The organism is Natronobacterium haloterrestre (assembly GCF_900112205.1).
GTDB classification, from domain to species: Archaea; Halobacteriota; Halobacteria; order Halobacteriales; family Natrialbaceae; genus Natronobacterium; species Natronobacterium haloterrestre.
Genome location: NZ_FOKW01000010.1, coordinates 95494 through 121406 on the forward strand (window position 1 = coordinate 95494; position 25913 = coordinate 121406).

Consider the following 25913-nt stretch of genomic DNA (forward strand, 5'->3'; position numbering starts at 1 on the left):
TGGATGGTATAAGCCCATTTTAGAAACGAGCCAGCGTAGCGTCGAAAGTGGCGTTTTTGTTCGCTCGCGATAACAGTTCACCGTGTCGACTTCCGAAATCGCGGTCGTCGTCGGCGTCGCGCTGCTTGCAGGGTGTGCCACGGGAATCGGCGCGATTCCCACGCTGTACGCGGAACGCGTGAGTCACCGCGTCTACGACAGCGCGGTCGGCTTCGCCGCCGGGATCATGATCGGCGCGGCGGTGTTCGCCCTGATCGTCCCTGGCCTCGAGTACGGGTCGCCGATAGAGATCGTCGTCGGACTCGCGCTGGGAACCCTTTTCCTGCTCGTCGTCAACGCGTGGCTCCCGCATCTGCATCTCGACGATCCCGACGAGCCGAATCAGCCGCTCGAGGGGACGGGACTGCTCCGGACCGACGGCGTGAACGGGCAACGGCTCGCGGTAGAGGACGATATGCGGCGGGCACTGCTCGTGGGGAGCGCGGTCACGATCCACAACGTCCCCGAGGGACTGGCCGTCGGCATCGCCTTCGGGAGCGGCGAGGCCGGACTGGGGTTCGCCATCGCGACCGCGATCGCGGTCCAGAACGTCCCCGACGGGTTCGCGATGGCCGTTCCGGCCTCCCGTGCGGGCATCTCCGACGCGAAGACGCTCCTCTACACGACCCTCTCGGGCGGCGTCCCGGAACCGATCGCCGCGGCCATCGGGTTCTCGCTGGTCGCGATCGTCACCGGGCTCTTCCCCGTCGCGGCCGGCTTTGCCGCGGGTGCGATGATCGCCGTCGTCTTCCGCGAGTTGATCCCTTCGAGCCACGGGCACGGCTACGCCGACACGGCGACGGCGACGTTCGTCGCCGGTTTCGCGGTAATGCTCGTGGTGGATACGGTGCTCGCGGTCTGAGTGTTCAGTGGCGGACGATCGGTTCGCAGCCGGGGCCGTCGCGGTGGCTTTTTCCCGGAGATCGGGCAACGCTCGAGCATGACCGTCGTCACTGACCTCCGGGACCGCGAGCCGATCGTCGGTACCTGGCTCACGCTGTCCGATCCCGCCGTCGCCGAGGCCAGCGCCCGCCTCGAGTTCGACATCGCCGTGATCGACCGCGAGCACACCGCGCTCTCGCTCGAGACGGTGACCGAGATGGCCCGCGCGATAGACGCCGCCGGAACCGACACCGAGGCGCTCGTCCGGGTCTCCGAGAACGATCCGACCGAAATCAAGCGCGTCCTCGACGCGGGCGTCGCCGGCGTGATGGCACCGATGATCGATACCGCCGAGCAAGCCCGGGAACTCGTCGCCGCGACGCGATACCCGCCCGAGGGCGTCCGCGGCGTCGGCATCGCTCGGGGGACGGGCTACGGCGACACGTTGTCGGACGCGGTCGCGAACGCGAACGACGAGGTCGCCACCATCGCCCAGATCGAGACCCGCGACGGCCTCGCAAACGTCGAGGAAATCGCGGCGGTCGACGGCCTCGACGCGCTGTTCGTCGGCCCCGCCGATCTGTCGGCCGCGCTCGGGAACTTCGGGGAGTTCGAGGACGAGGCGTTCCGCGAGGCCGTCGACCGCGTCCTCGAGGCCGGCCACGCGGTCGACAAACCCGTGGCGACGATCGCGCTCGAGCAAGCGGACGTACAGCGGTGGCTCGAGCGCGGGTTCGACGCCGTGGTAGCCGGGGTCGACGTCGACTACGTGCTCTCCGGGGGTCGAGACGCGAAGAACGCGTTCGAGGAGGCGGTCGAACCGCGGTAGCTACTCGAGGTCTTCGACCGTGTTCGCCGCGTTGATCCGTCCAGCGCCGAGTTCCGCGTCGCTCTGGCCGTCGGCGTACTCCGCACCCGCCTTGATCGCGGTTTCGACCTGTTGAGCGGTCGTTTCGGGCTCGAGTTCACGTACGAGCGCGGCGAGTCCGGCGACCTGCGGCGCGGCCATCGACGTGCCGGCGAAGTAGGCGTACTGGGTCCCGTACACGTCTTCGGGGACGGACGAGAGTACGAGGTTCGTCGGGTACGGCCACTCGGTGTCCTCGGCCAGGGTCTTTTCGAGCGTCTCGTACCCGCCGCCGGGTGCGCCAACGTCGACCTGTCCAGTACCGTAGTTCGAGTAGAAGACCAGTTCGTCGTTCGGTCCGGTCGCGCTGATACTCATCGTCCCCGGGATGCCGTTGGGCGTCGAGAAGTGACCGCCCTGGAGGTCGTACGCGTCGTTACCGGCGCTGGCGCTGATCACCGTCCCCTGGGCGACGGCGTTCTGGTAGACCGGCGTCAGCACGCCGCGGTAGCCGCCCGCGTTGTACTGGGGCGGTAGCGGCGGCGTCCCGAGGCTCATGTTCGCCACGTCAGCGTCGATCGCCGCGGCGTATGCGACCGCGTTCAGGATGTCTTCGGTCGTCGTCGTCAGCACGGGGTCCTCGTCCGGATCCTCGGGTTCGACGAAGTAGAACACCTGCAGGGAGACGAGGTCGGCGTCCGGTGCCGTGCCGATGATCCCTCCTCCAGTTCCTGCAGCGATTCCGGCGACGTGGGTTCCGTGGCCGTGGGGGTCGCCCTCGTGTTCGAGCACCTCTCCCTGCATGAACTTCGCGCTCCTGTCGGTGTCGACGTTCCCGAGGTCCGGGTGCCCGTCGTCGATCCCGGTGTCGATGACTGCGATCGTCTGCCCTTCGCCGGTCGCGTACTCGTGGGCCGGCAGGACGTCCGTGACCTGCTTGTCCCACTGGAGGTCGTAGAACTCCGGCCGATCCGTCTCGACTTCGGTCTCGACGAGTTCGGGTTCCTCGAGTTCGATTCTGGCGTTCGGAACCGCCTGTGTGACCCCCTCGATCTCCTCGAGGTCGGCGGCGTCCGTCGCTCCGCGTACCGAATAGAGTCGACCGTCGACGATCTCGGTTTTGATTTCGTACCCCGATCCCTCCAGCCGGCTCCGGACGTCGCTCTCGCTTGCGACGAGGTGTAACCCGTCGTCCGTCGCCGAAACCGTGCTCATCGCCCCCAGTGCTAGCGTTCCCGCAGCGGCCTGTCGGATGAACGTTCTTCGTTCCATCATATGTGACATTCTGCGTGATGGTATACCATCACGCAATACCGATTAGCCAACAATCCATTATTTAATAATTACGGAACAGTCTCGCGAGTCTAACGGTGGCAACTCGAGGAAAGAAATCGCCCGACCGGACGCTGGCGGCGCTCGTCGATGAGGTCGTGAGAAACGGCCGACCGGCTCGAAACCACTCAGAGTCGCTTGCTCACGTACGGCCCGTCCTGGTGGTAGCCCAACTTCTCGCGGTAGTACTCGCGGGCGCCGATGCCCGAGATGACGCTCAACTTGTCGTAGCCGGCGTCGGCGGCGATCTCCTCGGCTCGCTCCATCAGGCGCCGGCCGTACCCCTTGTGCTGGTGCTGGCCGGAGCCGGGTTCGCCGTCGTCCACCGCGACCTCGCTCCCGTACACGTGGAGTTCCCGGACGAGCGCGGCGTTCTCGAGTTCCGGGCGGACCGGATCCGACGGGAACCGGAGCCGACAGAAACCGATCAGGAGGTCCTGATCGAAGTCCTCGAAGGAGATGAAGTGTTCCGTGCCGCCACAGGAGTCGTAGGTCATCACGTCGAGTTCCACGTCTTCGGGCTCCTCGTCGTTCATTCCGGCCTCGCGACAGCGGATACAGTCACAGGACCAGCCGTGGTCTTCCATCCGCTGTCGGGCGAGTTGCCGGAGGTTCGACTTCCAGACGCCCGCGTCGATGAAGTCCGCGGGGATGTCCCGCTGGACGCGCTGGAGCCGGGTGTACCGGGGGATCATGTCCTTGATCTCGGCGATCAGCTCCGCGGCCTCCTCGTTGCCCAGCGGTTCGAACTCGCCTTTGTGCCACCAGTCGTAGGTCGCCGTGCCCCGGACGATCAGCGTCGGATAGATCTTCAGGTAGTCGGGCTTCCACTGCTCCTCCTCGAACAGCCGGCGGAAGTCCTCGAGACACATCTCCTTGGACATCCCGGGCTGGCCGGGCATCATGTGGAAGCCGACCTTGAACGCGGCGTCGCGCAGCCGCCAGTTGGCCTCGATGGAGGCCTGAACGCCGTGTCCGCGGTGCATCTCGCGGTTGATCCGCTCGTAGGTGGTCTGGACGCCGACCTCGACTTTCGTCCCGCCCAGATCGAGCATCCGGTCGATCTGTTCCGGATCGCACCAGTCGGGCTTGGTCTCGAACGTGGTGCCGATGTTGCGGACGTCCGCGGTCTCGTTTTCCGCGATCACGTCCTCGAGGTATTTGAACTCGTACTCCTCGGGGTCCTGCGCGAAGCTTTCGCCCTCGGCGGGTTCGGGTTCCTTGTCGACGTCGTAGTCGTTCATCGCCTCGAGGGCGCGCTTGACGAACCACTCCTGGTAGTCGTGGCTGCGGGCGGTCATCGTCCCGCCCATCAGGATCAGTTCGACCTTGTCGACGGGGTGGCCGATCTCGCGCAGTTGCTCGAGTCGCAGGGTGACCTGCCCGTAGGGGTCGTAATCGTTCTGGACCCCGCGGGCGGCCGCCGGCTCCTCGCCGGTGTAGCTCTGCGAGGAGGAGAATTCGGAGTCGGGTCCGCCGGGACAGTACAGACACTTCCCGTGGGGACACCGTTCGGGGGAGGTCATGATCGCGACCGGGGAGACGCCCGAGGCGGTGCGGACGGGTTTGCGCTGGAGCACCGCCTCGAGGTCCTCGCGGTGCTCTTTGGGCGCGTAGTCGAGCAGCTCGGAGTTTTTCGGCACCTTGGGTGCCGAGTGTTCCGAGCAGGCCTCGAGTTTGGCTTTCTCGACCTCGTCGCGCTCGATCTCGCCCGCGAGGATCCGGTCGACTAACGTCTCACAGACCTGCTGAAACGCTTCGGTTTCCGTCGGGTCGGTGTCGGATTCGGGCGTCTCGGTGCTCACTACAGGATTCTGGTCGCCCGCGGCGAATAAGCGTGTCGGACGCGCTGCGTACGCCCATCGTCCGACGGTCGTATGAACCGTGGTGACGGCGAGACTCCGGTCGGCCTCAGACGGCGACGAACTCGGACAACTCGCCGGAGTCGGACTCCGCGTCCTCGAACGCGTAGACCGCCAGCGACTCGTCGTCCGGCGGCCCCATGCCCGGCGCGTGCCGTGGCATACCGGGAATCGCGATCCCGGCGACGGCCGGCTCCGCCGCGAACAGCGCCTCGATCGCCTGGAGCGGGACGTGTCCCTCCACGAGGTAGTCGCCGAACTCGACGGTGTGACAGCTCCGGGCCTCCGCGGGGACCGAGAGGTCGGTCTTGACCGCTCCGAGTTCGTCGGTCGTCTCGACGTGGACGTCGAACCCGTTGTCCTCGAGGTAGGCGGCGTACCTGGAGCAACAGCCACAGGAGGGGTCGTGGTGCTGGACGACCTCGTCGACCGGGACCGATCCGTCCCACGACCAGTCGTCGCCGACCGGAGCGGCCGAGACGGGTCCGGGTTCGTCGTCGTCACTGTCGCCGTTACCGTTTCCGCCGCCGATACAGCCGCTCGCCCCGACGAGCGCGGCCGCCGCGCCGAGCGAGCACAGCCGACGACGCGTCAGTGAGCCGTCCATGGACGGACGTAGCGACCGGCGACACATAACCGTTCCCGGACCGCTCGCTCGAGCGACGTCGATCGGGGGACGGCGGCGGGCCAGCGACGCGCGGCTTGAAAGCTCTCCTACAAGAGTTAAATCACGCCCGTGTGTAGGAAAAAAGACGTGACACCGGAGTCGTCGATCGTCCTCGCGGCCGTCGTGTTGCCGTTCCTAGTCGCGGGGCTGACGCCCCTGTTGTACCGAGCTCTCGGCGAACGCGTCGGGTACGCGGGCGCCGCGGTCGCGGCCCTCTGTTTCGGTCTGCTGGCCACGCAGTACGGAACCGAGGGGGTCGTCGAAGTCGCCTGGATCCCGTCGCTCGAGATCGCCTTGCAGTTCTACGTCGACGGCTGGGGACTGCTGTTCGCCTCGCTGGCGTCCGGCATCGGGACGCTGATCTTCCTCTACTCCCCGTCGTACATGCACGGCGAGACGGGCCTGGCCCGGTTCTACACCGCGTTGCTCGCTTTCATGGGATCGATCGTCGGCGTCGCCCTGGCGGCGAACCTGATCGCGATCTTCGTCTTCTGGGAACTCACCAGCCTCTGTTCGTTCGTGCTGATCGGCCACCACACCGGGGACGCGGACTCCCAGTACGCCGCCCGGATGGCCATGTTCGTCACCGTCGGCGGCGGCCTCTTCCTGCTGGTCGGCTTCCTCCTGCTGTCGATCGTCGCCGGGGACGTCCTGGGCCCGGCGGCCGCGTTCGACCTGACCGCGATGCTCGAGAACACGGACGCGATGGAGTCGGGGCTGCGCGAGCGGGGGTACTTCCTGCCGGTGCTGGGCCTGCTGGCTATCGGCGCGGGCACCAAGTCCGCCCAGGTGCCGGTCCACTTCTGGCTGCCGAACGCGATGGCCGCGCCGACGCCCGTCTCCGCGTTCCTCCACTCGGCGACGATGGTGAAAGTCGGCGTCTACTTCCTCGGTCGCGTCCGGCCGCTGCTGGTCGGCGTCGAGTGGCTCCTCCTGTTCGCGACGGTCGGGCTGGCGACGATGACCGTCTGTGCGCTGCTCGCGGTCGCCGCGACCGACATCAAGGAACTGCTCGCGTACTCGACGGCGAGTCACCTCGGCCTGATGGTCGCCGGGTTCGGCTTCACCTCGATCTACGGCGCCGAGACGGGCGTCTTTCACCTGCTGAACCACGCGCTGTTCAAGGCCGCGCTCTTCCTGATCGCCGGGATCGTCGCCCACGAGGCCGGCTCCCGGAAACTCTCGGAACTGGGCGGGCTCCGGCGGGACCTGCCGATCACCGCGGCGATGACCGTCGTCGTCGCGCTCTCGATGGGCGGGATTCCGCCGTTCAACGGCTTCTACTCGAAGGAGCTCCTGTTCGAGGCCGCCCTCGAGGCGAGCCACTACCACGACATCGGTGCGCTCGGCTGGATCTACCCGGCCGTCGCGGTCTTCGGGAGCATCTTCACCGTGCTGTACTCGCTGCGATTCCTCTCGCTGTTCTTCGGCGAGCGGCCCGACGAACTCGGCGAGGTACACCGGCCCGCGATCCCCCTTGTGGCGGCGCCGGCCGTCCTGACGGTGCTCGCGGCCGTCGTCAGCGTCGACCCCGAACTCGCGGTTCGGGCCGCCGTCCAGTCGGGCGTCGACGCGACCGCGGTCGATCCCCACGAGATGCACGTCGGCCTCCCGACCGAGTACTCGACGCCCGTCGGGATGAGCGCCGTCGCGATCGTCGGCGGCCTGGTCGCGTACCCCTTCTACGACCGGCTCCACGCGGGGATTCGTGCGGTCCCGCGCGGGCTCCCGCCCTCGAGCCCGTCCTGGTGGTACGGGTCGCTCGTCGACGTCCTGCCACGGGCCGGCGCGGGGCTCGCCGCGCGCGTCCACAACGGACTGTTGCGGACCTACGCGACGTGGACGCTCGCCGCCACCGCCGCGTTCGCGCTGGCCGGGTTCGCCGCGACGGGAATGATCTCGGCGACCGGACTGGGGATCGAGATCCCCATCGCGGTCGCGCTCGTACTGGTCGTCGCGGTCGCCGCGGGCCTTGCGGTCGCGCTCTCGGAGACCCACGTCGCCGGGGTGCTCACCCTCTCGATCCTGGGCTTTATGGTCGCGATCTTCTACATCCTCGCGAGCGCGCCCGACCTCGCGTTGACGCAACTTGTCGTCGAGACGCTCGTCCTGCTGATCTTCCTGCTCGTCATCGAGGAGATCCCCGAGTTCGACGAGAGCCTCGGCAGGACCGCCCGCGACGCCGTCCTCTCGGTCGCCGTCGGCGCAACCGTCTTCGTCACGGTGCTGGTCGCGACCGACTCGAGGCCCGGCGCCACCACCGACGTCGCACGGTACTACGCCACGCGGGCCGTCCCCGAGGGCGGCGGGACCAACATCGTCAACGTCACGCTCGTCGACTTCCGGGGGTTCGACACGCTCGGCGAACTGGCGGTAGTCGCGCTTGCTGCCATCTCGATCCTGACGCTGATCGTCATGCGATCCGGTCACGGAGCCGACCCGGGGACCGAATCCGGGACCGAAGCCACCGACGGAGGTGACGACGAATGAGCCGCTATCGACGCCACGCACACACGTTTACGCTCGTATCGACGCGAAGGAGACGGATCCGGACGCCGCTCGCTCGAGTCCGCGTCCCGACCATACTCGAGGGAACGAGAACGCGAGGTGAGCCCCGATGACCACGGTCATCATGCGCACGACCGCGCGCGTGATCGTTCCGATCATCCTCGTGGTCGCCGTCACGCTGTTCGTGGAGGGACACAACCTCCCCGGCGGCGGGTTCATCGGCGGCGTGCTCACGACGACGGCCTTCGCCGTCATCTATCTCGCCTTCGGGCTGGACTTCCTCGAGCGGGGCGTCCTCGGACGCGACGTCGAACCCGGCAAGGAACCCTCGCGGGACCGCGTCGTCGTTGCCTACCGCCGGCTGTTCGAGTACGGCCTCGCGATCGCCGTCCTCAGCGGCCTCGTGCCGCTGCTGTTCGATCGGCCCTTCCTCACGCAGACGTTCGTCGAACTCGAGGGGGTCCCGATCTACGACCACGTCGAACTGGCGAGCGCGGTCGCGTTCGATTTGGGGGTCTACTGCGTCGTCGTCGGCGGCCTGCTGACGATCCTCTCGGTGGTGGGAGCCGAATGACGGGCGTCATCCTCGCCGGGGTGATCGGCGCGCTGTTCGCCCTCGGGACGTTCCTGCTCCTGCGCCGGGACCTGATCCGGGTCGTCTGGGGGCTGGCGATCATCAGCCAGGCGGCAAACGTCTACCTGCTCGCGATGGGCGGGATCGCCGAGGGGACCGCCGAGACGGTCCCCGTGCTCGAGGGCCACGGCCACGAGATCCACGTGCCGATGGCCGTGGCCGATCCGCTCGTCCAGGCGCTCGTGTTGACCGCCATCGTCATCGGGTTCGGGATGACCGCGTTCGCGCTCGTACTCTCCTACCGGGTGTACGAGGAACACGGCACGCTTGACGTCTCGAAACTGGGTGATCGGGAATGATCGGCTCGGTGCCCGCGACGGCGCTTGCGGCGTCGCCGCCCGTCGCCGAATCCCAACTCGTGATCGCACCGCTTTTGATCGTCCTCGTGGCGGCCGTCGGGAGCCTGCTGTTCGGGCGCTGGACGCGCGCACGGATCGGCGTCAGCCTGCTCGGCGGCGCGGCCTACGCGGTCGCCGTCGCCGCGATCGACTGGTACATCGTCCTCGCGCCGTCGGCGCCGGGGGCCGCGACCTACCAGGTCGGTGGCTGGCCGGCTCCCTTCGGCATCACGCTCGTCGCGGACGGCCTGTCGGCGTTCATGCTGACGATGGTCGCCATCCTGGGAGTCGCGTCGCTCGTCTTCTCGACGCGTGTGCTGCCCGAAATCGACCGGCGTAGCTACTATTTCCCGCTCTTTCATTTCCTGGCGCTCGGCGTTACCGGGGCCTTTCTCACCGGCGACCTGTTCAACCTGTTCGTCTGGTTCGAGGTAATGTTGATGGCGAGTTACATCTTCGTGGCCTACTACGGCGGCCCCCAGCACACCCGCGCTGCGTTCTGGTACGTCGCGCTCAACCTGCTCGCCAGTGCGGTCTTCCTGCTCGCCGTCGGCGGGATCTACGCGACGACGGGCACGCTCAACATGGCCGACCTCTCGAGGCGGCTGGCCGACCCCGCAGCCTATGGGATCGATCCCCGCTCGGTGCTCGGCCTCTACGGGCTGCTCCTGTCGGTGTTCGCGATCAAGGCCGGACTCGTCCCCTTCCAGTTCTGGATCCCGACGGCCTACCGTGCCGCGCCGCCCCAGATCACCGCGCTGCTGGCCGGCGCGACGAAGAAGGTCGGGATCTACGCGATCATCCGGCTCTCCTTTACCGTCTTCGCGGACGCACCGGTCGCCGTCGATCTCACGGTGCCGGGGACGGGCCTCGCCGTCGCCGGGAACTCCCCGCTCCCGTTCGTCGGGGCCGTGCTGTTCGTCATGGCCGCCGCGAGCATCCTCGTGGGCGGCCTCGGCGCGGTCGGCCGGGAGTCGATCGAGGGCGTGCTCGCGTACTCGAGTATCGGCCAGGTCGGCTTCATCGCCGTCCCGGTCGCCATCGCCGCGACGACGACCAGCCCCGAGTTGCGCCAGTTCGGGATCGTCGCCGCGCTCGTGTACGCGCTCAACCACACGCTCGCGAAGGGGCTGCTCTTCCTGGCGGTCGGCGCGGTCAGGACCGCGACCGGGACGAGCAGTCTGTCCGACCTCGGCGGCCTCGCGGGGCGGTCGCCCCCGCTGGCGATCTCGTTTTTCGTCGGCGCGCTCGCGCTCGTCGGTATCCCACCGCTGTCGGGCTTTTTCGGCAAGTTCCTCGTCTTCGACGTGGCCGCCCGCGCCGAGGCCCCGTCCGTCCTCGCGCTCCTGCTTGCCGGCTCGCTTCTGACGATCGCGTACGCGACCCGGACCTGGAACCGGAGCTTCTGGGGCGCTCGCACGGCCGCCGTCGAAGAGGCGACGACCGACAGTGTCCAGCTGGCAGTTCTGGGCGTCCTCGCGGCCGCTATCATCGCGGTCGGGGTCGGCTTCGAGCCGGTCTACGAGTTCGCCGACGCCGCCGCGGAGGCCGCACTGGACGCCGACGCCTACGTCGACGCCGTCGATCCGGCCGACGCGAGCGACGTCGACCTCGAGGCTGGGGGCGAAGGCGGCGAGACCGGGGGTGAACACGAATGAAGGTCCGAACCTGGCCCGTCGCCGGCGTCGTCTTCGCCGTCCTGTGGATCTTCGTCCGCGGGATCGAACTCGAGTCGATGACGCTGTTCGGCCAGTTCCTCGAGGGGCTCGCCGTCGGGTTGCCGATCGCGTTCGTCTTCCGCCGGCTCTACGCGAAGCGGATCACCGTCTCGCGGGGACGCCGCGTGAAACCCGCCCTGCTCTACCTGCTTGCCTTCGTGTGGGAACTCCTGCGGGCGAACGTCGACATGGTCTATCGGGTGGTCGCACCCAGTATGCCGATCGAGCCCGAGGTCGTCCTCGTCCCGCTGCGGGCCGAGACCGACCTCGCGATCACGCTGCTTGCAAACAGCGTCACGCTCACGCCCGGCACCGTCGCGCTGGATTACGACGAAGACGTCAACGCCCTGTACGTCCACGCGGTCGACGGCCGCGATCCCGCGGCGATCGTCGCCCCGATCCGCCGGTGGGAGGACTACGCCCTCGAGATCTTCGACGAGGACGCCGCGCCCGAAGATCCGGCCCGGCAGTTCGTCGTCTCGGGCGGGGAAAGGGACAAACCGGAGCCGGACGAACGCGCAGGTGGGTACGATGACTGAGGCCACCGATCCGGCCGTCCTCGAGACGACGATCCGGGCCGCGATCGTCGTCGTCAGTGCCCTCTGTGTCTTCTGTAGCTACCGGGTGATCCGCGGGCCGACGGATCCGGATCGGGTGGTCGCGCTCGATGCCATCGCGACGAACGTGGTCGCGATCGCGGTGCTGTTCGCGATCCAGACCGACCGTGGACTCTTCCTCACCGTGAGCCTGGTGCTCGCGATCATCGCCTTCATCGCGACCGTGGCCGTCGCCAAGTTCGTCACGGAAGGGGAGGTGATCGAATGATCCGAGCCACCCTCGTGATCGCGCTCGTCCTCGTCGGAGTCTTCTTCCTGACGGTCGGCACGATCGGCCTGCTCCGGCTGCCGAACGTCTACAACCGGATGCACGCCACGAGCAAGCCCACGACGCTGGGGACTGCCGCGATCTTCCTCGCGGCGTTCGTCCAGTTCGGCCCCGGGGGCGAGGGACTGACGGCGCTTGTCGGTGCCGTCTTCCTGTTTCTGACCGTGCCCACCGGCGCACACATGATCGCCCGCGCGGCCGAGCGGATCGGGGTGCCGTTCCTGGGAAGCGTCACCTGGCCCGACGCCTCGCAGCTGGCACGCGAGGAGGAACCGCGAGCGGACGCGGAACGCGGTGCCGAGAGAGACGCCGAACGCCAGCCCGGAACGGGTCCCGGCCCCGATCCGGCCGCCGACGAGGACTGACGTACCGCTCGAGAACGAGGTTCTTCGACGCTTCGATACCGACTCGTGGTTACTCCGTCTCGAGTTCCCGGTCGGTTCGCTCCCGCTCGCCGTCGCGGTCGGGGTCGGGGTCGGGGTCGCGATTGTGATTGTGGTCGCGAGCCCACGCCTGCGCGTCCTCGAGCGTCTCCGTCTCCAGCAGCCGCTCGAGTTTGCGCTCGAACCCCTCGTCGGTCAACTCGCCGGCCGCATAGCGTTCCCGGAGGGTTTCCAGCGCCTCTCGAGAATCGGCTTCGAACCCGGATGTGGCGTCCCCCGACCGGGAGCGGTCGCGTTGCCGCTCGGACTCGCCCTGGCGTTCACCGCTCGTCCAGTCGTCGACCCACTCCTCCCGGTCGGATTCGTCGCCAAAGAGGATCGCAACCATCGGCACGACGACGATGTAGCCGACGAGCAAGGCGGCGAGCCACCAGCCCCGTCCCGTGAACATGGCGCCCAGCCACAGGCCGGTCACGAGCATCGATGCGATTCCCGTCGCGTTTTCGCGGAGGTCGGCCATCCGGCCGTCGTCGCGCCTGTCGGTTCCCTCGCCGAGTCCCATACCGATCGTGTCGGTACGTAAATCAATATAGCTTGTCGCCGCCGAGCGGTCGGCGGATCGCTACGGCGGGTGCTGTGTGGCGGTGGGGGAGCAGGTGGCCAGGTGGGCAGGTGGCGGAGAAGTGCGCGTCTTACGCGAGCGTCGACTCGAGTGCCTCGAGCGCAGCCTCGCGGACGGCCTCCCGTTCGCCGGGGAGGAACTCGATGTGACCGTCCTGACCGCCGACGACGCGGACGCCGGCGTCGGTCGCCGCGTCGGCGATGGCGTCGCCGAACTCGCGGACGTCGATCGAGTCGATGGGCCGGACGTGCAGTTCGTCGTCGGCCAGACCGAAGACGGCGAACGGCTCCTCGGCGTCGCGACGGCGGTACAGCGCGTCCAGCAGCAGCGTCGTCGTCGGGAAGTCGAAGCGGTGGGTAAACGCCGTCGTGTCGAGTACGGCGACGGTGACGTCACCGACCCGTTCGGTCGTCAGGTTCTCCCGTGCGGTCTCGAGTTCCGTCTCGAGTTTCGCACGGAACTGCTCGGAGACGTGGGCCGCGAGGTCGCCGTCGGCGTCCCGGCCGTCGTCGCCCGCGGCGCCGTCGCCGAACAGCAGGTCGGCGACCAGTTCGCGCTTGTCCTTGTACGACTGGTAGTAGGCCTCGAGCGCGACGGCCTCGCGGCGCTCGGAGAGGCCGGTCTCGTCGAAGCCGGCGTCGGCGGCGAGGTCGAGGTAGTCCTCGGGTGCGTCCTCCCAGTAGCTGACCGCGGGGAGGTGCTCGAGGTCGGCCCGGACGTCGTCGTTGACGTGGGCGCCGACGTTGGCGGCGAGCGCCGTCGAGGTGAGATCGGTCACGTCCGCGCCGGCCAGCGACGGCGCGACGGCGACCGAGACGGCCTCGGCGACGGCTTCGTCCGCACGGCTGTCGTCGACGACGACCGCGTTGGCGTCGTACAGCGAGAGCAGTTCGTAGCCGTCGACCGACTCCTCGGTGGAACCGGCGTCGACGAGCACGATCAGCGGGAACTGCTCGCCGTGGCGCTCGCGGGCCTCGAGCATCGAGGTGACGTCGTCGGTCGCGGCGTCCATGTCGTAGACGCGGCCGTCGAGCGGCCGGCGCTCGAAGTAGTGGTACTCGGCGTCCTCGCGGGTGTGTTTCTCGCGGATCAGCGGGAGGACGGCGCGCTCGATGGCGGCGCCGGCGACGTAGCCGTCCGCGGTCGCGCTGTGGCGGACGACGATCGGTCGGGCCTCCATGACCGCACGCCGGATCGCGGTCGCGGCGTCGCCGAGTTCGTCCTCGACGGCGGCGACGGCGTCGTGATCGGCAAGCAGGTCGATCTCGGCGGGTCGAGCCTCGCGCTCGATCGCGGTCTCGAGGCGGTCGACGACGGTCTCGCGGGCCTCGTCGGTGAGGACCTCGAGCGCCTCGGTCTCGATCTGGAGTTCGCCGTGGTGGCGTTCGACCTCGCCCTCGAGGGCGACGACGTCGCCGACTTCGACGCTCGGGTAGGCGCGGACGCCGGCCTCCTCGAAGGCGGCACACTCGACGCTCCCGTTTTCGTCGCTCAGTTCGAAGACCGTCGGGCCGCTGGTCTGTCGGACGCCGGTGATCTCGCCCTCGAGTCGGACGACGGTGCCGACCTGGCCGTCGATCGCGTCGACGGTGGTCCGCTTGAGCGCGGCGTCGGTGTCGGTGGTCGGCTCGGCGTCGGCTGCGTCGTCGGTCGCCGCGGTCGAACCGCTCGGGCTCGCCTCGGCCGCGACGGTACCGCCGGAGCCGGCGGCGACTGCGTCGGTCGTGCTCGCGCCGGAGGGGACCTCCTCGTCGCTCGGGCCGGTGTCGTCGGCCGCGGCCTGGAGTTCGCCGGCGGTGGGTTCGTCGGGTTCCGCCGCGTCGGCGGGTTCGGCTTCGGCTTCGGGTTCGGCTTCGCTCGCGTCAGCGTCCGCCTCGGCGTCGTCGCTTTCGTCGTCCTCGAACTCCTCCGGGCGCAACTCGTCGTCGCCCGTGTCGATCAACTTCCCGCGGAACTCGCGTTCGCGCTGGCGAATCGACCAGCCGAGGTCGACGTTGCCGTTGTCGCGGACGTCGAGCACCTGGACGAACACCTGGTCGCCGGGCTCCCACTCGAGGCTCTCGAGTCGTTGGTCGAGTTCGCTTCTGTGCAACAGGCCAGTGACGTGGTCGCCGACGTCGACGAAGACGCCGAAGTCGGCGTAGCCGTCGACGGTACCCCGGTAGTAGCGGCCGGGGGTGAGTTGCGAGGGGGACGTTCCGCGAAATTCGAAAACGGCGTCCTCCTCGTGACTCTCGCAGATTTCTCCGTCGACAGCTGTGCCACAGATGATACAGTTACCCATCTACTCGATTGAAGCAGTTTCGCCCTAAAACGGTTGTCGAAATGCGTTCGTCGTCTCGGCCCCGGCGGACCGACGCCGGATTCAGTCGAACACCGACGACTCTTCCTCGAGTTCCTCGATGTCGTCGGTGAGTTTCCGGACGTCCTCGGGGAACAGCGAGACCTGGATCTCGTTGCCGTCGTCGTCCTCGAAGACGAGTTTGACTCGTTTGTCGCCGAACTCCCGGGCCTCGACGTCGTCGACGTCGAACAGCTTCGCGGTCGCGGATTTGTTCTTGGGGCCGACGTTCTTGATCGATCCGTCGTTGAGCTCGACCATGAAGTCCTCGAGGGTCAGTGCGAGCATAGTCGGAGTACGGACCCGGGATAAAAAACGGCACGGCATCGACGGCGCGCCGGATCGACCGCCCGACCGATGGGACGGGAGTCCGATACACCGCCCGGAGTCGGCGACCGTCGTCGTGCCGGAACGCCGAGCAAGCGACGCGACACCCTCGGGTCGGGGTGTCCGCGCCGACGTCTCGCCCTCGCTCGGCGCTATTCGATCGCGTTCGCGACCGGACCGCACGCGTGGTGTGTCAGGGCGCCTGCGGCCGGCTATCGATGTGAGCGGCGACCTGATAAGTGTTGGTGACCGTACATTCCGGGGACGGCGCCACGACGACCGCTGACGCGGCGTCCGAGGCGTTCGCGCCGGGGGCGGGAAGCGCTCGTATACATTTAAGGTATCTTCGAACCAACAGTTCGAACGCTATGGAACTCACCTGGCACGGTCACTCGACGTGGCACGTTACGGTCGGCGACACGGACTTGCTGATCGACCCGTTCTTCGACAACCCGAAGACCGACCTCGAGCCGTCGGACGTCGAGACGCCCGACTACGTCCTGTTGACCCACGGGCACGCGGACCACATCGCCCACGCCGGCGAGTTTTCCGACGCGACGCTGGTCGCGACGCCGGAACTGGTCTCGTACTGCGAGGAGGAGTTCGGCTTCGAGGACGCCGTCGGCGGCATGGGGATGAACCTCGGCGGCACCGTCGAGTGTGGCGACGCCTACGTCACTATGGTCCGGGCCGACCACACCAACGGGATCATGACCGAGTACGACGCCGACGCCGGGATGCCCGCCGGGTTCGTCATCTCGGACGAACATCCCCACGACGCCGGTCCCGACGCCACGACCCTGTACAACGCGGGTGACACCGCGCTGATGAGCGAGATGCGCGACGTGATCGGCGACTACCTCGAGCCCGACGCGGCGATCGTCCCGATCGGCGATCACTTCACCATGGGCACCCAGCAGGCCGCGGTCGCGGTCGACTGGCTCGACGTCGACCACGCGCTCCCGCAGCACTACGACACGTTCCCGCCGATCGAGACCGACCCGGAGGAGTTCGCCGAGTACGTCGACGACGCCGAGGTTCACGTCCTCGAGGGCGACGAGTCGATCGAACTCGAGGGTTGAGGCGACGTCGACGCGCTCCGGGCCGGAACGGATAGTCGCGAATCGTTTCTGAGCGTTTTCGAGACGAGTTCGTCTCGGGGGTGGAGCCGATGCGATCCGATCCGATGCGATCCGATCTTGATCGGCGTCGAACCCCTCGAGGGTGATCCCGGGGAACCGCATCGACGATCGGGCCGCCCCGACGTAACGTCCGGTCGGTGTTTCTCAGCTAGCTGGACGGTATCCTCCGGGAGAACAACGTTTACACGGGCGGCCGTAGACGTCACGACTGCCATGTCGAAAGACGTCACCACCGTCTCCGAGGAAGGCTACAGCGCGACGAACGAGATCCGCGACTTCGAGACGACCATCGACGCCAACGGCGAGGACGCGCCCGACACGCTCGAGGCACTGCTCGCGGCCTACGGCTCCTGTTACGTCCCCGCGCTCCGGGTCGGGGGCCAACAGCGCGGCGAGGAGGACCTCGGGAAGATCGAGATCGAGTCGACGGGCGAACTCAACGACGACGACAAACTCGAGTCGGTCCACTTCGACATCCGTGTCGAGGCCGACGTCGACGACGAGACGGGCGAGGAAATCATCGAGCGCGCGTTCGAACTCTGCAAGGTCCACGACGCGCTGAAAGAGAGCCTCCACGCGGAGACGACCTTCGAGGGCGACGCGTTTTAGGGTCCCGGGGTTCGGTTCGACTCGTCGGTTCGTTTTGGTTCTCTCGTCGCGGCTCGAGTTCGCCCAGTTTTCGACTGTCCGTCGCCGGAAGCGGCGGCTCTCGGCTGTCGAAATACGATCGGTTCGGCCGTATCGCTCGATCCTGGCTCGCACAGTCGAAAGCCCGGGGGGAACCACGGGGCCGCGGAAGCCAGCCGACGGCGACCGGCGGCGACGGCCCGGCCGTCGGTCCCGTCGATCCCGCCGATTCCGCCGGTCGCCGTCGGCTCGCAGGGGCAACGGAAGGGGAGGGGGGAAGGAGGGTGGGGAGGGGTGGGGAGGGGAGGGGTGGGGTGGGTGGTGAGGGGGGAATGCCTCGGTCGCCGGCTGGGGGTGGGGTGGAGTGGGGTGAACTCAGCGGAAGGTGGTTCAGCGGAACGTCCGGCTGGGGATGAACCGAAACGCCCGCTGCATTCGTGTGTCCAACGGCTGCCATAATATCGGTGATGCCAAAATACGTTGGTGGGTTCGAGCGTGCGCCACGGGACCGAGAGCCAGGTTCAAGGGACTGCTCGAGACAGGACCTGACATGTTACGATCCTTCGAAGGTTCCGAGCCGGACGTCGCCGACTCCGCCCGCGTCGACGAGACGGCCGTCGTCATCGGCGACGTCGTCCTCGAGGCGGACGCGAGCGTCTGGCCCAACGCGACGCTCCGCGGTGATCACGGCCGGATCGTGGTCGGCGAGGGCGCGAACGTCCAGGACAACGCCGTGCTCCACGAGGACGCCGAACTCGAGCCCTACGCCACGGTCGGACACAGCGCGATCGTCCACGACGCCACGGTCGGGGAACGCGCGCTCGTGGGCATGAACGCGGTCGTCCTCGACGGTGCCCGCGTCGGCGAGGGTGCGGTCGTCGCGGCCGGAAGCGTCGTCACCGAGGGGACCGAGGTGCCGCCGTCGACGCTGGTCGCCGGCTCGCCCGCCGAACCGAAGACCGAGGTCGACGACCCGCGGCTCGAGGCGACCGCCGATCGATACGTCGAACTGGCGACGCGCCACGAGGAGGGGTCCGAACGGCTGGACGGGTAGCCGCTCCGGGTGGGCCGGCGGGCTCGTGGCTTCGCGGTCCCCGCGAACTCGGGGATCGGTCGGAGACGAGTCGAGGATGGGAAACGCTGATACAGCGGCCGGCCGAATCGACGGTCATGAGCGACAAGCCGTGGACCGACCGGATCGTCGGCGAGCGGATGACCGTCGATCAGGAGTTCTCCTCGCGGATTCGGGACTCGCGGTTCTCGAACCAGCAGTGGAGCCTGATCATGACGGCGACGGAGTTCGAGATCGAACGCGCCGACGACCCCGAAAACGCGCGACTCGTCGCGGACACCGAACAGGTCGAACAGATCATTCCGGAACTCGAGAACGTCCAGTCCGGGATGGGCGCGATGGGTGGCCCCGGGGGAGGTGGAGGCGGAGGCGCCGGCCCCGGATCGCGCGACTCCTCCGGCGGCCTCGTCGACTCGATCAAGGGCGCGCTCGGACTGGGCGGCGGTTCCGGACCCGGCTCCGGCGGCGATCACGACGAGAAACTGGCGGCGGCAGAACGGCTCACCCAGGAGTACGCCGACGAACTCCAGTCCCACCTCGAGGACAACGGCCGCTGGGACTCCGTCCGCGAGGCCGCGGCGGAGAGCGAATAGCGGCCGCTGACGGCGCTCGGGTTCCCGTCGGCCGTAGCGACGTCAGTCGCCGGCCCGAAACAGGGTGTACTCGCTGGTCTCGTAGATGTTGATCAGTTCGTTGACCAGCTCGTCGTAGGACTCGTCCTCGACGCGCAGTGCGTCCAGCCGCTCGATGGTCTCCTCCTCGAGTTCGACGGTCGGCATACGTGAGGGTTCGACGGCGACGGGCAAAAGCGCCACGGGGATTTCAGGGGGCGTCCCGACGGGCGGGGCGGTCGGGGACGAACACGACGCCGTCCGTGTCCGACGGCTCGCCCTTACGACTGCAAGTCACAGCACCTTTAGGCACGGTTCCCGACCGTCAGTGTATGACCGACGTAGACACGGTTACCGTTTCGATCGAAGCCGACGACTCCACTGACGAAGTCACCATCCCCGCCGGACTCCTCGACCTCGTCGCGGAGGGCGACCAGACCACCGCCGAGACGATCGGCGACGTCGCCCTGCTGTCGTTCGCCAGCCGCGCCCACCACGTCGTCCACCACGGCGAGGGCAGCGACGAGGAACTCGAGGCCCAGGAGGAACGCGTCATGGAGCTGTTCGAGGAGCGCTTCGGCGTGACGTTCGGCGAAGCGACCGGGCACCAGCACTGAACTGCCGGACTGAACTGCCGGACTGAACTGCGCTGACGGGAGTTGCGGTTCGACCCGATCCTTTTCGACTGACGGAGGGAGAGCTACGGTGCCGTGCCGGTCGATTCGTTCCCCGCGCCGGGGTCGTCTTCGATCTGTATTCCGTTTTCGTCGCCGACGAACTCGTTGCCGTCGGCACCGCCGTCACCGCCGCCATCGCCGTCACCGCCGACTCCTGCACCGATACCGTCCCCGTCAGTTCCGCCGCCGTCGTCCGTTCCGATCCCCGCGTCGCCCGTATCGGTCGGCGCCTCGAGCGTCACCGTCGTCTCGACCGTCTCGTTGGCCGTCGAGACCGTCGCCGTGTACGCACCCGGCTCCAGGTCCGCCGTCCCGGCGGTCAGCGACACCGTCGCCGCGTCGCCGGCCTCGAGTTCGAGCGGCGGCTCCGTCGCGTCGACGACGGTTCCGTCGAGGGCCAGTTCGACCGTCTGCGTGCCGGCTCGCTCGCCGACGTTTGCGACCGTCGCCTCGAACAGGAGCTCGTCCCCCTGTTCGACTGGCGCGTTCGTCGCGAGCGCTTCGAAAACGAACTGCTCCGGTTCCTCGTCGAAGTCGGCGATCTCCCCCGCGGGGTCGGTCTCGGCGACGAGCACCTCGTCGTAGTCGTAGATGCCCATGTCGGCGGTCCAGACGAGTCGCTCCTCCTCGGTTTCGGGCGTCCACTCGACCGTGAACGTCCCCTCGCCGGGCGCGAGTTCCTCGAGAGGCTCGTCCTCGGTCGCGCCCTCGAGTTCGCTCCGGACGAGCACGGGCGCGTCGTTGGGGTTCTCGTAGCCGAAGGTCACGTCGATCGTGGGGGGCTCGTCGCCCTCGCCGTCGTCGACGACGGTCGTCTCCGCGACGAACGTCGACGGGAGTTCCGGGCGGGTCTCCTCGATACACTCCTCGCCCTCCGGATTGGGGTGGTCGATCCCCGCGACCGGGAACGCTTCGGGCGAGGTGATGCCCGTGATGGTGGTCCCGTAACTGCCGTAGTCGCCGACGGCGACCGTCACCTCGTCGTCAGCGGTGCGTGTGATCCGGTCGTCGGCTTCCCCGTCGACCTCGAAGACGATCGTTCCCGTAAACGGTGCCTCGACGTCCTCGCCGACCGTCACGAAGTCCTCGGCGATCGTGTTGCCGAACCCGCCTAAGGTGTAGAACCCGGTGCTGGCCGCGATGGAGTCGCCCTCCTCGAAAGAGTCGCTGACCTCGGCCCGGCGACAGTCGACGAACTCGACTTCGAACCCCTCGTCGAGGGTGTACTCGAACGTCTCGTTGACGAGGACGTCGCCGTCGGCCGCGTCGATCACCGCCGCCTCGAGCGTCGCGTCTTCCTCGAGGGGGTCGTCGAGGTCGATCGTCTCGTTCTCGAGGGTTTCGTCGGCCGGGAACGGGTCGGTTTCGACGAGGGGGTCGTCGCCGGCGGCGTCCGCCTCGGCGACCGTGAGCGCGTAGTCGACGGTGGCGTTCGCGGCCGCTATCGTCACGGTCTCGCCGTCGCCGCGCTGATCGGTGACCGTGAGGTTCGCGTCCGGCGCGGGTTCCGGCGGTTCGGGCTCGGTGTCGTCTTCGACGGTGTACTCGATCGACTCCGTCGCGAGCGCCTCGTCGTCCGCGGCGTCGCGGACCGAGACGTCGACCGTCGCGTTCTCCTCGAGCGGCGGCTCGAGCGGTGGCTCGAGCGGTGGCTCGAGCGCGAGCGAGAGGTTCTCGACGGGTTCGCCGGCCGCGAAGACGTCGCTGTCGACCCGCTCGCCGTCGTACTCGGCGCTGACGAGGTAGTCGACGGTGGCGTTGGCCTCGTCGACGGTCAGCGTCTCGCCGTCGCCGGACTGGTCGGAGACGGAGAGCGTGGCTTCCGGCTCGGGTTCGGGCTCGGGTTCTGGTTCTGGTTCTGGTTCCTCGGGCCCCTCGACCGTCACGAACGCCCCGTCGAGGACCGGCCCGCCGCCGGCCGTAACGTACGGTTCGTCCTCCTCGCCGTCGCTCTCGACGTAGCGGAACGTCTCGTCGTCGGTCGTGTCGTGGTGGACGACGGCGACGAGCGGACGGCTCTCCTCGAGCGGTTCGTCGAACTCCACGGTCACGTTCTCGTGGCTGCCGGGCTCGAGGTACGCCGACGCGCCCAGCACCGCGTCGGGATCGGCGTCGACCGTAACCCCGTCGTAGACGGCGACGAAGCCGCCCTCGGAGAGTTCGACCGAGTCGATCACGACGCTGTCGCCGTCGGACTCCTGGTCGTCGAACGCGATCGTCGCCTCACCCTCGCGTTCGTCGATTCGCTCGATCCGCTGGACGACCTCGACCTCGACGTACTGGACGAGCACGGCCGGGTCGTCCGTTCCCTCGTCGACCGCGTAGGCGGTCGCGTCGGCCGCGGTCTCGGCCGTCACCCGCTGGAGTTGCGTGACGCTGATCCGCTGGGATTGCACCGCGCGGGCGGTCTCCTGGCTCGCGCTCGTCGCGGCGACCTGGATCTGTTCGACGGTCGCCTCCTGGTACCCCGAGAGCGCCCCGGTCGCGCTTCCGCTGGCGAGCCGCTGGACCTGTACGACGTCGACGACCTGTTTCTGGAGCACCGCGCCCTCGCCGGCGCCGGCCGCGGCGGCCTGGATCGCCTCGACCTCGACGACCTGGTACTGGACCGCCGACTCGACGGCCCCTTTCGCTGCCCCCGTCGCGGCGGATTGGATCTGCGTGATCGACACCTCCTGGCGCTGGACGAGCGTCCCGCGGGCGCCCCCGTCGGCGGCGGCCTGGATCTGCTCGACCGTCGCCTCCTGGCGCTGGATCGCGCCCTTCGCCGCCCCGAACGACGCCTCCTGGATCGCGGTGATCGTGATCCGCTGGACCTGCTGGACGGTCACCGATCGGGCAGCCTTGGCGGCCCCTTTGCTCGCACCCCGGGCCGCGGACTGTGTCTGCTCGACGGTCACCCGCTGGCGCTGGACGAGCGCTCCCTTCGACGCGCCTATCGCCGCCTTCTGGACCTGTTTGACGTCGATTCGCTGGTACTGCTCGGCTTCGACGGCGAGCGTCTCGGTCGCCCCCTCGAGGACGCCGGCGCTCGCGCCCGCGGCCGCGTGCTGGACGTGTTCGAGGGTAACCCGCTGGCGCTGTTCGACCGTGATCTTTCCGTACTGCGAGAGGACGCCATAAGCCGCGCCCTGGCCGGCCTCCCGGATCGTCGGCCCGTGCTCGACGCCGGACGTGGCGGCTCCGCTCGCCGCCCCGGCCGCCGCCCCGCGGGTCGCGACCTGGATCTGTTCGACGGTCACGCGCTGCTCCTGGGCGATCGCGCCGTGGGTCGCGCCCCAGGCCGCGCTCTGCATCTGGCTCGCCTCGACCCGCGTGTACTGGGCGAGCGCGCCGTCGACCGCCCCGCCGACGGCGTACTGGATCGCCGTGACGTTGACCTCCTGGCTCGCCACCAGCGAGCCGTGGACCGCGCCCTTCGTCGCCTCTCGGACCTGCTCGTCGTCGGCGTCCTCGTACCGGGCCGCGAACTCGGCCGCGCCCTCGAGGGCCGCCTCGCGCTGTTCCTGGGTTACCTCGACGCCCTGGGCCTCGGCGAGTTCGACCCCCGCGTCGACGCCGGCCTCGACGACGTCCTCGCGGTCCTCCTGGAGTTGAGGCTGGGGCTGGCCCGCCGAGTTCGCGTCGTCGCCGTCTCCATCGCCGTCGGTCGCGGGCGACGGCATCGAGAGGGGTTCGCTGCCCACATCGGCTGTCGACCCCTCGGGCGTCGCCTCGAGGTCCGACGCGCCGTCGTCGACCGCACCCTCGTCGGCCTCGCCGTCGCCGATCGGCCCGAAGCCGACGCCGACGAACGGTACGGCGAGGACGCTCGTCGTCGCGACGACGGCGAGGAGTACCGCGATCGCCGCCGCTGTTGCTCCTCTCATCGCCGGTTGCCTCCCGGCTCGGCGAGTGCTCCGGACGGCCGCGTGCACCGATCACGGCCGCGCGCTCGAGCGCGCCGTTTCGATCCCGTTGTGACCGTTGTGACCCGTCGATACCCCCGCGGCTCGAACCGAACGTGAGACCGTTCGAAACCCATTCGTCTCCTTCGACCGGATCGAATCGGCGAATAAGCCCGCCGGTCGTTTCGCCACGCCGCGTGACACAAGAGTCGATTACCGCCCCGGAACGGTCGGGCCTGAGCGGCGCTCGAGTCCACAGGCGACCGCGATCGCTCCTGCCGGCACGCGTTCGGGACGACGTTCGTCCCGTCCGACAGGAAGCACCGGGTTTCGGCGGGACTCGTTCGGTCCGTGAGGGGGGCCAAGATCGGGCCGACGGCGAAGAACCCGGTCTCGGAAACCGAAGTTTTGAATTGGGTTTACGAGAGAGGGGCGAGCATGGCAACCGAACACGGTGCGGTAGAGCCGGTCCGAGACGAGATCGTACGCCAGTTCGCGCGGGCTGCACTGCTCGCGGCACTGATCGGGGCCGTCGCTCCGGTCTCGATTCCGATCCCGTTCTCGCCGGCACCGATCACGCTACAGGTGTTGTTCGTCTTCCTGGCCGGACTCGTCCTCGGGCCGGTCTGGGGGACCGTCTCGCTGACGCTGTACCTGGCGGCGGGCGCGGTCGGGATTCCGGTTTTCGCCGGGTTCAGCGCCGGTCCTGGCGTCCTGTTCGGCCGGAGCGGCGGCTACCTCTGGGCGTACCCGGTCGCCGCCGGCCTGATCGGACTGCTCGTCCACCGGGGCACGGATCTCCGCGCTCCCGCCGACGTCTCGCTGCCGGTCCTCGTCGGCGCACTCGTGGCTGGGACCGCCGTCATCTACGGGATGGGCTCCGGCTACATGGCCTGGCTCCTGGATATGACCGTCGTGGAGGCGTTGATGGTCGGTGCGGTCCCGTTCGTCCCGGTCGAACTGCTCAAGCTGGTCGCGGCGATCGCGATCGTCAAGAGCGGTCGGCTGCAACCGGTCGGAACGTGAGACGAACGGCGACCGATCGATCGAGCACGCACGCCGTCGGCAACCGATACCGATGATCGAGTTTCGCTCCGTCACCTACGCGTTCGACGACGTTCCCGTCCTCGAGGAGTGCTCCCTCGAGATCGACGACGGCGAGTTCGTCCTCTTTGCCGGCGCGAACGGCAGCGGGAAGACGACCCTGTTGCGTCACTGTAACGGGCTCCTGACTCCCGACTCCGGGGACGTGCTCGTCGACGGGACGTCCGTCGCCGAGAACCCGATCCGGGCACGCTCGCGGGTCGGCATGGTCTTCCAGAACCCGCGGGACCAGTTCGTCGCGGCGACGATCGGCGACGACGTCGCCTTCGGCCCCGAAAACCTGGGGCTCGACCGGTCGGAGATCGACGAGCGCGTCGGGATCGCCCTCGAGGCGGTCAACCTCTCCGGTCGGGACGACGAACGGATCGCGGAACTCTCGGGCGGGGAACAGGCCCGCGTGGCCATCGCCGGCGCGCTGGCAATGGAGCCGACCCACCTCGTGCTCGACGAGCCGTTTACTGGGCTGGACGATCCGGCCCGGCGATCCGTCCTCGAGCGACTCGAGGCGCTGTCGGCCGACGGGACCGGCGTGTTGCTCGCGACCCACGACCTCCGGGACGTGCTCGAGTTGGCGGACCGGGTGATCGCCATGCACGACGGCGAGGTAGTCGTCGACGCGCCGCCGGAGCAGGCCGTCGAGGAACTCGAGGGGGTCGCCGTTCGGGTGCCGCGATGCTGAGTTACGAACACGACGACACGATCGCCCACCGGCTCGACCCCCGGTCGAAGCTGGCGGTCCAGATCGCCTTCGCCGCGGCGGCGCTCTCGCACACGAGCGGCCGGGCACTGGTCGCGCTGACGGCCATCACGGCGCTCTTTCTGACCGTCGCGGGCGTCTCGATCCTCCGGACGCTGTCCGCCTACCGGTTCGCGCTGGTGATCATCGCCATCGCGCCGCTGGTCTCGGCCGCGACGCTCGGCCCGCCGTGGATCGACGTGGCCGACGGGCTCGAGTCCGCCCGGGCCGGCTACCGAGTGGTGCTCGTGTTGCTCGTCAGCGCCGCTTACGTCCGCTCGACGCGGATCCGGGATTCACGGGCGGCCGTCCAGCGGACGATCCCGGGCAAACCCGGCCAGTTGCTGGGTGTCGGCATCGCGCTCGTCTTCCGGTTCTTCCCGGTGTTGCAGGCGGACGTCCGGCGGATCCGCCAGGCGTCGGCCGCCCGGCTCGGGACCGAACGCGGCGCGATCGACCGCGCGAGCCACATCGGGCTCCTCGGGCTGACTCGCGCGTTCGACCGGGCCGATCGGCTCTCGCTCGCCCTGCGGGCTCGCTGTTTCGCCTGGAATCCGACGCTGCCGCGGCTGTCGTTTACCCGCCTCGACGCGCCCGCGTTCGCGGTCGCCGTTGCGCTAGGTGCGGGCACGTTCCTCTAGGGGAGTCGCTTTCAGTTTCGGTATTCGAAAG

Annotated in this window: 25 protein-coding genes; 17 read left to right on the forward strand and 8 right to left on the reverse strand. The window is 68.5% G+C overall.

Annotated features, from left to right (window positions below):
* Window positions 1-82: 82 nt before the first annotated feature.
* Together BM113_RS17810 and BM113_RS17815 are read left to right on the forward strand one after the other, a co-directional pair.
* Window positions 83-901 (forward strand): ZIP family metal transporter, encoded by an 819-nt coding sequence (locus BM113_RS17810; protein ID WP_089789374.1) that lies wholly within the window; start codon window positions 83-85, stop codon window positions 899-901.
* A gap of 78 nt (window positions 902-979) precedes the next feature.
* A complete protein-coding gene (locus BM113_RS17815; protein WP_089789375.1) occupies window positions 980-1750 on the forward strand; it encodes an HpcH/HpaI aldolase family protein in 771 nt (256 codons plus the stop codon).
* Here BM113_RS17815 and BM113_RS17820 read toward each other — a convergent pair whose 3' ends face one another.
* The 3 genes from BM113_RS17820 to BM113_RS17830 form a co-directional block, all read right to left on the reverse strand.
* Entirely contained in the window at window positions 1751-3040 is a 1290-nt protein-coding gene (locus BM113_RS17820) for a S8 family peptidase (protein WP_089789376.1), read from the reverse strand.
* Window positions 3041-3228: 188 nt separating this feature from the next.
* The gene (locus tag BM113_RS17825) at window positions 3229-4905 is read right to left on the reverse strand and encodes a tRNA uridine(34) 5-carboxymethylaminomethyl modification radical SAM/GNAT enzyme Elp3 (RefSeq protein WP_089789377.1); all 1677 of its coding nucleotides are present in this window, start codon (window positions 4903-4905) and stop codon (window positions 3229-3231) included.
* A gap of 106 nt (window positions 4906-5011) precedes the next feature.
* Window positions 5012-5569, reverse strand: coding sequence for a DUF411 domain-containing protein (locus tag BM113_RS17830; RefSeq protein WP_089789378.1), 558 nt, complete (start codon window positions 5567-5569; stop codon window positions 5012-5014).
* A gap of 147 nt (window positions 5570-5716) precedes the next feature.
* Between BM113_RS17830 and mbhE the strand changes: the two genes are divergently transcribed.
* The 7 genes from mbhE (at window position 5717) to mnhG (ending at window position 12077) form a co-directional block, all read left to right on the forward strand.
* Window positions 5717-8119 carry a hydrogen gas-evolving membrane-bound hydrogenase subunit E gene (gene mbhE, locus BM113_RS17835; RefSeq protein ID WP_089789379.1) on the forward strand — a complete coding sequence of 801 codons (2403 nt, stop codon included), beginning with the start codon at window positions 5717-5719 and terminating at the stop codon, window positions 8117-8119.
* Between the two features lie 127 nt (window positions 8120-8246).
* Entirely contained in the window at window positions 8247-8711 is a 465-nt protein-coding gene (locus BM113_RS17840; protein ID WP_089789380.1) for an MnhB domain-containing protein, read from the forward strand.
* On the forward strand, window positions 8708-9070 hold the full coding sequence (locus BM113_RS17845; protein ID WP_089789381.1) for a sodium:proton antiporter: 363 nt from the start codon (window positions 8708-8710) through the stop codon (window positions 9068-9070). Before BM113_RS17840 ends, BM113_RS17845 begins: the two co-directional genes overlap by 4 nt.
* Window positions 9067-10767 (forward strand): complex I subunit 5 family protein, encoded by a 1701-nt coding sequence (locus BM113_RS17850; protein WP_089789382.1) that lies wholly within the window; start codon window positions 9067-9069, stop codon window positions 10765-10767. The genes BM113_RS17845 and BM113_RS17850 overlap by 4 nt, the downstream gene beginning before the upstream one ends.
* Entirely contained in the window at window positions 10764-11366 is a 603-nt protein-coding gene (locus BM113_RS17855) for a Na+/H+ antiporter subunit E (RefSeq protein WP_089789383.1), read from the forward strand. Before BM113_RS17850 ends, BM113_RS17855 begins: the two co-directional genes overlap by 4 nt.
* Window positions 11359-11652 (forward strand): MrpF/PhaF family protein, encoded by a 294-nt coding sequence (locus BM113_RS17860; protein ID WP_089789384.1) that lies wholly within the window; start codon window positions 11359-11361, stop codon window positions 11650-11652. Before BM113_RS17855 ends, BM113_RS17860 begins: the two co-directional genes overlap by 8 nt.
* Window positions 11649-12077: a monovalent cation/H(+) antiporter subunit G gene (gene mnhG, locus BM113_RS17865; RefSeq protein ID WP_089789385.1), complete on the forward strand. Its 429-nt coding sequence runs from the start codon at window positions 11649-11651 to the stop codon at window positions 12075-12077. Before BM113_RS17860 ends, mnhG begins: the two co-directional genes overlap by 4 nt.
* Window positions 12078-12126: 49 nt before the next feature.
* On the opposite strand, the gene BM113_RS17870 is transcribed toward mnhG, so the two are convergent.
* From BM113_RS17870 to BM113_RS17880, 3 genes are all read right to left on the reverse strand, one after another.
* A complete protein-coding gene (locus BM113_RS17870) occupies window positions 12127-12657 on the reverse strand; it encodes an SHOCT domain-containing protein (RefSeq protein ID WP_089789386.1) in 531 nt (176 codons plus the stop codon).
* Window positions 12658-12787: 130 nt separating this feature from the next.
* On the reverse strand, window positions 12788-15001 hold the full coding sequence (locus BM113_RS17875) for a DHH family phosphoesterase (protein ID WP_089789387.1): 2214 nt from the start codon (window positions 14999-15001) through the stop codon (window positions 12788-12790).
* Between the two features lie 81 nt (window positions 15002-15082).
* The gene (locus BM113_RS17880; RefSeq protein WP_089789388.1) at window positions 15083-15346 is read right to left on the reverse strand and encodes a hypothetical protein; all 264 of its coding nucleotides are present in this window, start codon (window positions 15344-15346) and stop codon (window positions 15083-15085) included.
* Between the two features lie 407 nt (window positions 15347-15753).
* On the opposite strand from BM113_RS17880, the gene BM113_RS17885 reads away from it, so the two are divergent.
* From BM113_RS17885 to BM113_RS17900, 4 genes are all read left to right on the forward strand, one after another.
* On the forward strand, window positions 15754-16467 hold the full coding sequence (locus tag BM113_RS17885) for a metal-dependent hydrolase (RefSeq protein ID WP_089789389.1): 714 nt from the start codon (window positions 15754-15756) through the stop codon (window positions 16465-16467).
* A 273-nt stretch (window positions 16468-16740) separates the two neighbouring features.
* Window positions 16741-17136: an OsmC family protein gene (locus BM113_RS17890; protein WP_007143298.1), complete on the forward strand. Its 396-nt coding sequence runs from the start codon at window positions 16741-16743 to the stop codon at window positions 17134-17136.
* Between the two features lie 568 nt (window positions 17137-17704).
* Window positions 17705-18208, forward strand: a complete 504-nt coding sequence (locus BM113_RS17895; RefSeq protein ID WP_089789390.1) for a gamma carbonic anhydrase family protein — start codon at window positions 17705-17707, stop codon at window positions 18206-18208.
* A 116-nt stretch (window positions 18209-18324) separates the two neighbouring features.
* On the forward strand, window positions 18325-18819 hold the full coding sequence (locus BM113_RS17900) for a DUF5799 family protein (RefSeq protein ID WP_089789391.1): 495 nt from the start codon (window positions 18325-18327) through the stop codon (window positions 18817-18819).
* Window positions 18820-18861: 42 nt separating this feature from the next.
* On the opposite strand, the gene BM113_RS22425 is transcribed toward BM113_RS17900, so the two are convergent.
* Window positions 18862-19005 carry a DUF7557 family protein gene (locus BM113_RS22425; RefSeq protein WP_007143303.1) on the reverse strand — a complete coding sequence of 48 codons (144 nt, stop codon included), beginning with the start codon at window positions 19003-19005 and terminating at the stop codon, window positions 18862-18864.
* 164 nt (window positions 19006-19169) lie between these two features.
* Between BM113_RS22425 and BM113_RS17905 the strand changes: the two genes are divergently transcribed.
* Window positions 19170-19454, forward strand: coding sequence for a DUF7545 family protein (locus BM113_RS17905; protein WP_089789392.1), 285 nt, complete (start codon window positions 19170-19172; stop codon window positions 19452-19454).
* Between the two features lie 83 nt (window positions 19455-19537).
* On the opposite strand, the gene BM113_RS17910 is transcribed toward BM113_RS17905, so the two are convergent.
* Window positions 19538-23383 carry a DUF7282 domain-containing protein gene (locus BM113_RS17910; RefSeq protein WP_089789393.1) on the reverse strand — a complete coding sequence of 1282 codons (3846 nt, stop codon included), beginning with the start codon at window positions 23381-23383 and terminating at the stop codon, window positions 19538-19540.
* A gap of 456 nt (window positions 23384-23839) precedes the next feature.
* Here BM113_RS17910 and BM113_RS17920 point away from each other — a divergent pair, with 456 nt between their 5' ends.
* Genes BM113_RS17920 through BM113_RS17930 form a run of 3 tightly spaced genes read left to right on the forward strand, consistent with a single transcriptional unit; the run spans window position 23840 to window position 25882 of the window.
* Window positions 23840-24427 carry a biotin transporter BioY gene (locus BM113_RS17920; protein WP_177209210.1) on the forward strand — a complete coding sequence of 196 codons (588 nt, stop codon included), beginning with the start codon at window positions 23840-23842 and terminating at the stop codon, window positions 24425-24427.
* A 52-nt stretch (window positions 24428-24479) separates the two neighbouring features.
* Window positions 24480-25184 (forward strand): energy-coupling factor ABC transporter ATP-binding protein, encoded by a 705-nt coding sequence (locus BM113_RS17925; protein ID WP_089789394.1) that lies wholly within the window; start codon window positions 24480-24482, stop codon window positions 25182-25184.
* The gene (locus BM113_RS17930) at window positions 25178-25882 is read left to right on the forward strand and encodes an energy-coupling factor transporter transmembrane component T family protein (RefSeq protein WP_089789395.1); all 705 of its coding nucleotides are present in this window, start codon (window positions 25178-25180) and stop codon (window positions 25880-25882) included. The genes BM113_RS17925 and BM113_RS17930 overlap by 7 nt, the downstream gene beginning before the upstream one ends.
* Window positions 25883-25913: the final 31 nt, after the last annotated feature.

Excerpts from the sequence above, each read along its gene's own strand:
- BM113_RS17815 (WP_089789375.1), top strand. The coding sequence starts at position 980 with ATGACCGTCGTCACTGACCTCCGGGACCGCGAGCCGATCGTCGGTACC.
- BM113_RS17820 (WP_089789376.1), bottom strand. The coding sequence starts at position 3,040 with ATGGAACGAAGAACGTTCATCCGACAGGCCGCTGCGGGAACGCTAGCA.
- BM113_RS17830 (WP_089789378.1), bottom strand. The coding sequence starts at position 5,569 with ATGGACGGCTCACTGACGCGTCGTCGGCTGTGCTCGCTCGGCGCGGCG.
- BM113_RS17840 (WP_089789380.1), top strand. The coding sequence starts at position 8,247 with ATGACCACGGTCATCATGCGCACGACCGCGCGCGTGATCGTTCCGATC.
- BM113_RS17845 (WP_089789381.1), top strand. The coding sequence starts at position 8,708 with ATGACGGGCGTCATCCTCGCCGGGGTGATCGGCGCGCTGTTCGCCCTC.
- BM113_RS17850 (WP_089789382.1), top strand. The coding sequence starts at position 9,067 with ATGATCGGCTCGGTGCCCGCGACGGCGCTTGCGGCGTCGCCGCCCGTC.
- BM113_RS17855 (WP_089789383.1), top strand. The coding sequence starts at position 10,764 with ATGAAGGTCCGAACCTGGCCCGTCGCCGGCGTCGTCTTCGCCGTCCTG.
- BM113_RS17860 (WP_089789384.1), top strand. The coding sequence starts at position 11,359 with ATGACTGAGGCCACCGATCCGGCCGTCCTCGAGACGACGATCCGGGCC.
- mnhG (WP_089789385.1), top strand. The coding sequence starts at position 11,649 with ATGATCCGAGCCACCCTCGTGATCGCGCTCGTCCTCGTCGGAGTCTTC.
- BM113_RS17870 (WP_089789386.1), bottom strand. The coding sequence starts at position 12,657 with ATGGGACTCGGCGAGGGAACCGACAGGCGCGACGACGGCCGGATGGCC.
- BM113_RS17875 (WP_089789387.1), bottom strand. The coding sequence starts at position 15,001 with ATGGGTAACTGTATCATCTGTGGCACAGCTGTCGACGGAGAAATCTGC.
- BM113_RS17880 (WP_089789388.1), bottom strand. The coding sequence starts at position 15,346 with ATGCTCGCACTGACCCTCGAGGACTTCATGGTCGAGCTCAACGACGGA.
- BM113_RS17885 (WP_089789389.1), top strand. The coding sequence starts at position 15,754 with ATGGAACTCACCTGGCACGGTCACTCGACGTGGCACGTTACGGTCGGC.
- BM113_RS17890 (WP_007143298.1), top strand. The coding sequence starts at position 16,741 with ATGTCGAAAGACGTCACCACCGTCTCCGAGGAAGGCTACAGCGCGACG.
- BM113_RS17895 (WP_089789390.1), top strand. The coding sequence starts at position 17,705 with ATGTTACGATCCTTCGAAGGTTCCGAGCCGGACGTCGCCGACTCCGCC.
- BM113_RS17900 (WP_089789391.1), top strand. The coding sequence starts at position 18,325 with ATGAGCGACAAGCCGTGGACCGACCGGATCGTCGGCGAGCGGATGACC.
- BM113_RS22425 (WP_007143303.1), bottom strand. The coding sequence starts at position 19,005 with ATGCCGACCGTCGAACTCGAGGAGGAGACCATCGAGCGGCTGGACGCA.
- BM113_RS17905 (WP_089789392.1), top strand. The coding sequence starts at position 19,170 with ATGACCGACGTAGACACGGTTACCGTTTCGATCGAAGCCGACGACTCC.
- BM113_RS17910 (WP_089789393.1), bottom strand. The coding sequence starts at position 23,383 with ATGAGAGGAGCAACAGCGGCGGCGATCGCGGTACTCCTCGCCGTCGTC.
- BM113_RS17920 (WP_177209210.1), top strand. The coding sequence starts at position 23,840 with ATGGCAACCGAACACGGTGCGGTAGAGCCGGTCCGAGACGAGATCGTA.
- BM113_RS17925 (WP_089789394.1), top strand. The coding sequence starts at position 24,480 with ATGATCGAGTTTCGCTCCGTCACCTACGCGTTCGACGACGTTCCCGTC.
- BM113_RS17930 (WP_089789395.1), top strand. The coding sequence starts at position 25,178 with ATGCTGAGTTACGAACACGACGACACGATCGCCCACCGGCTCGACCCC.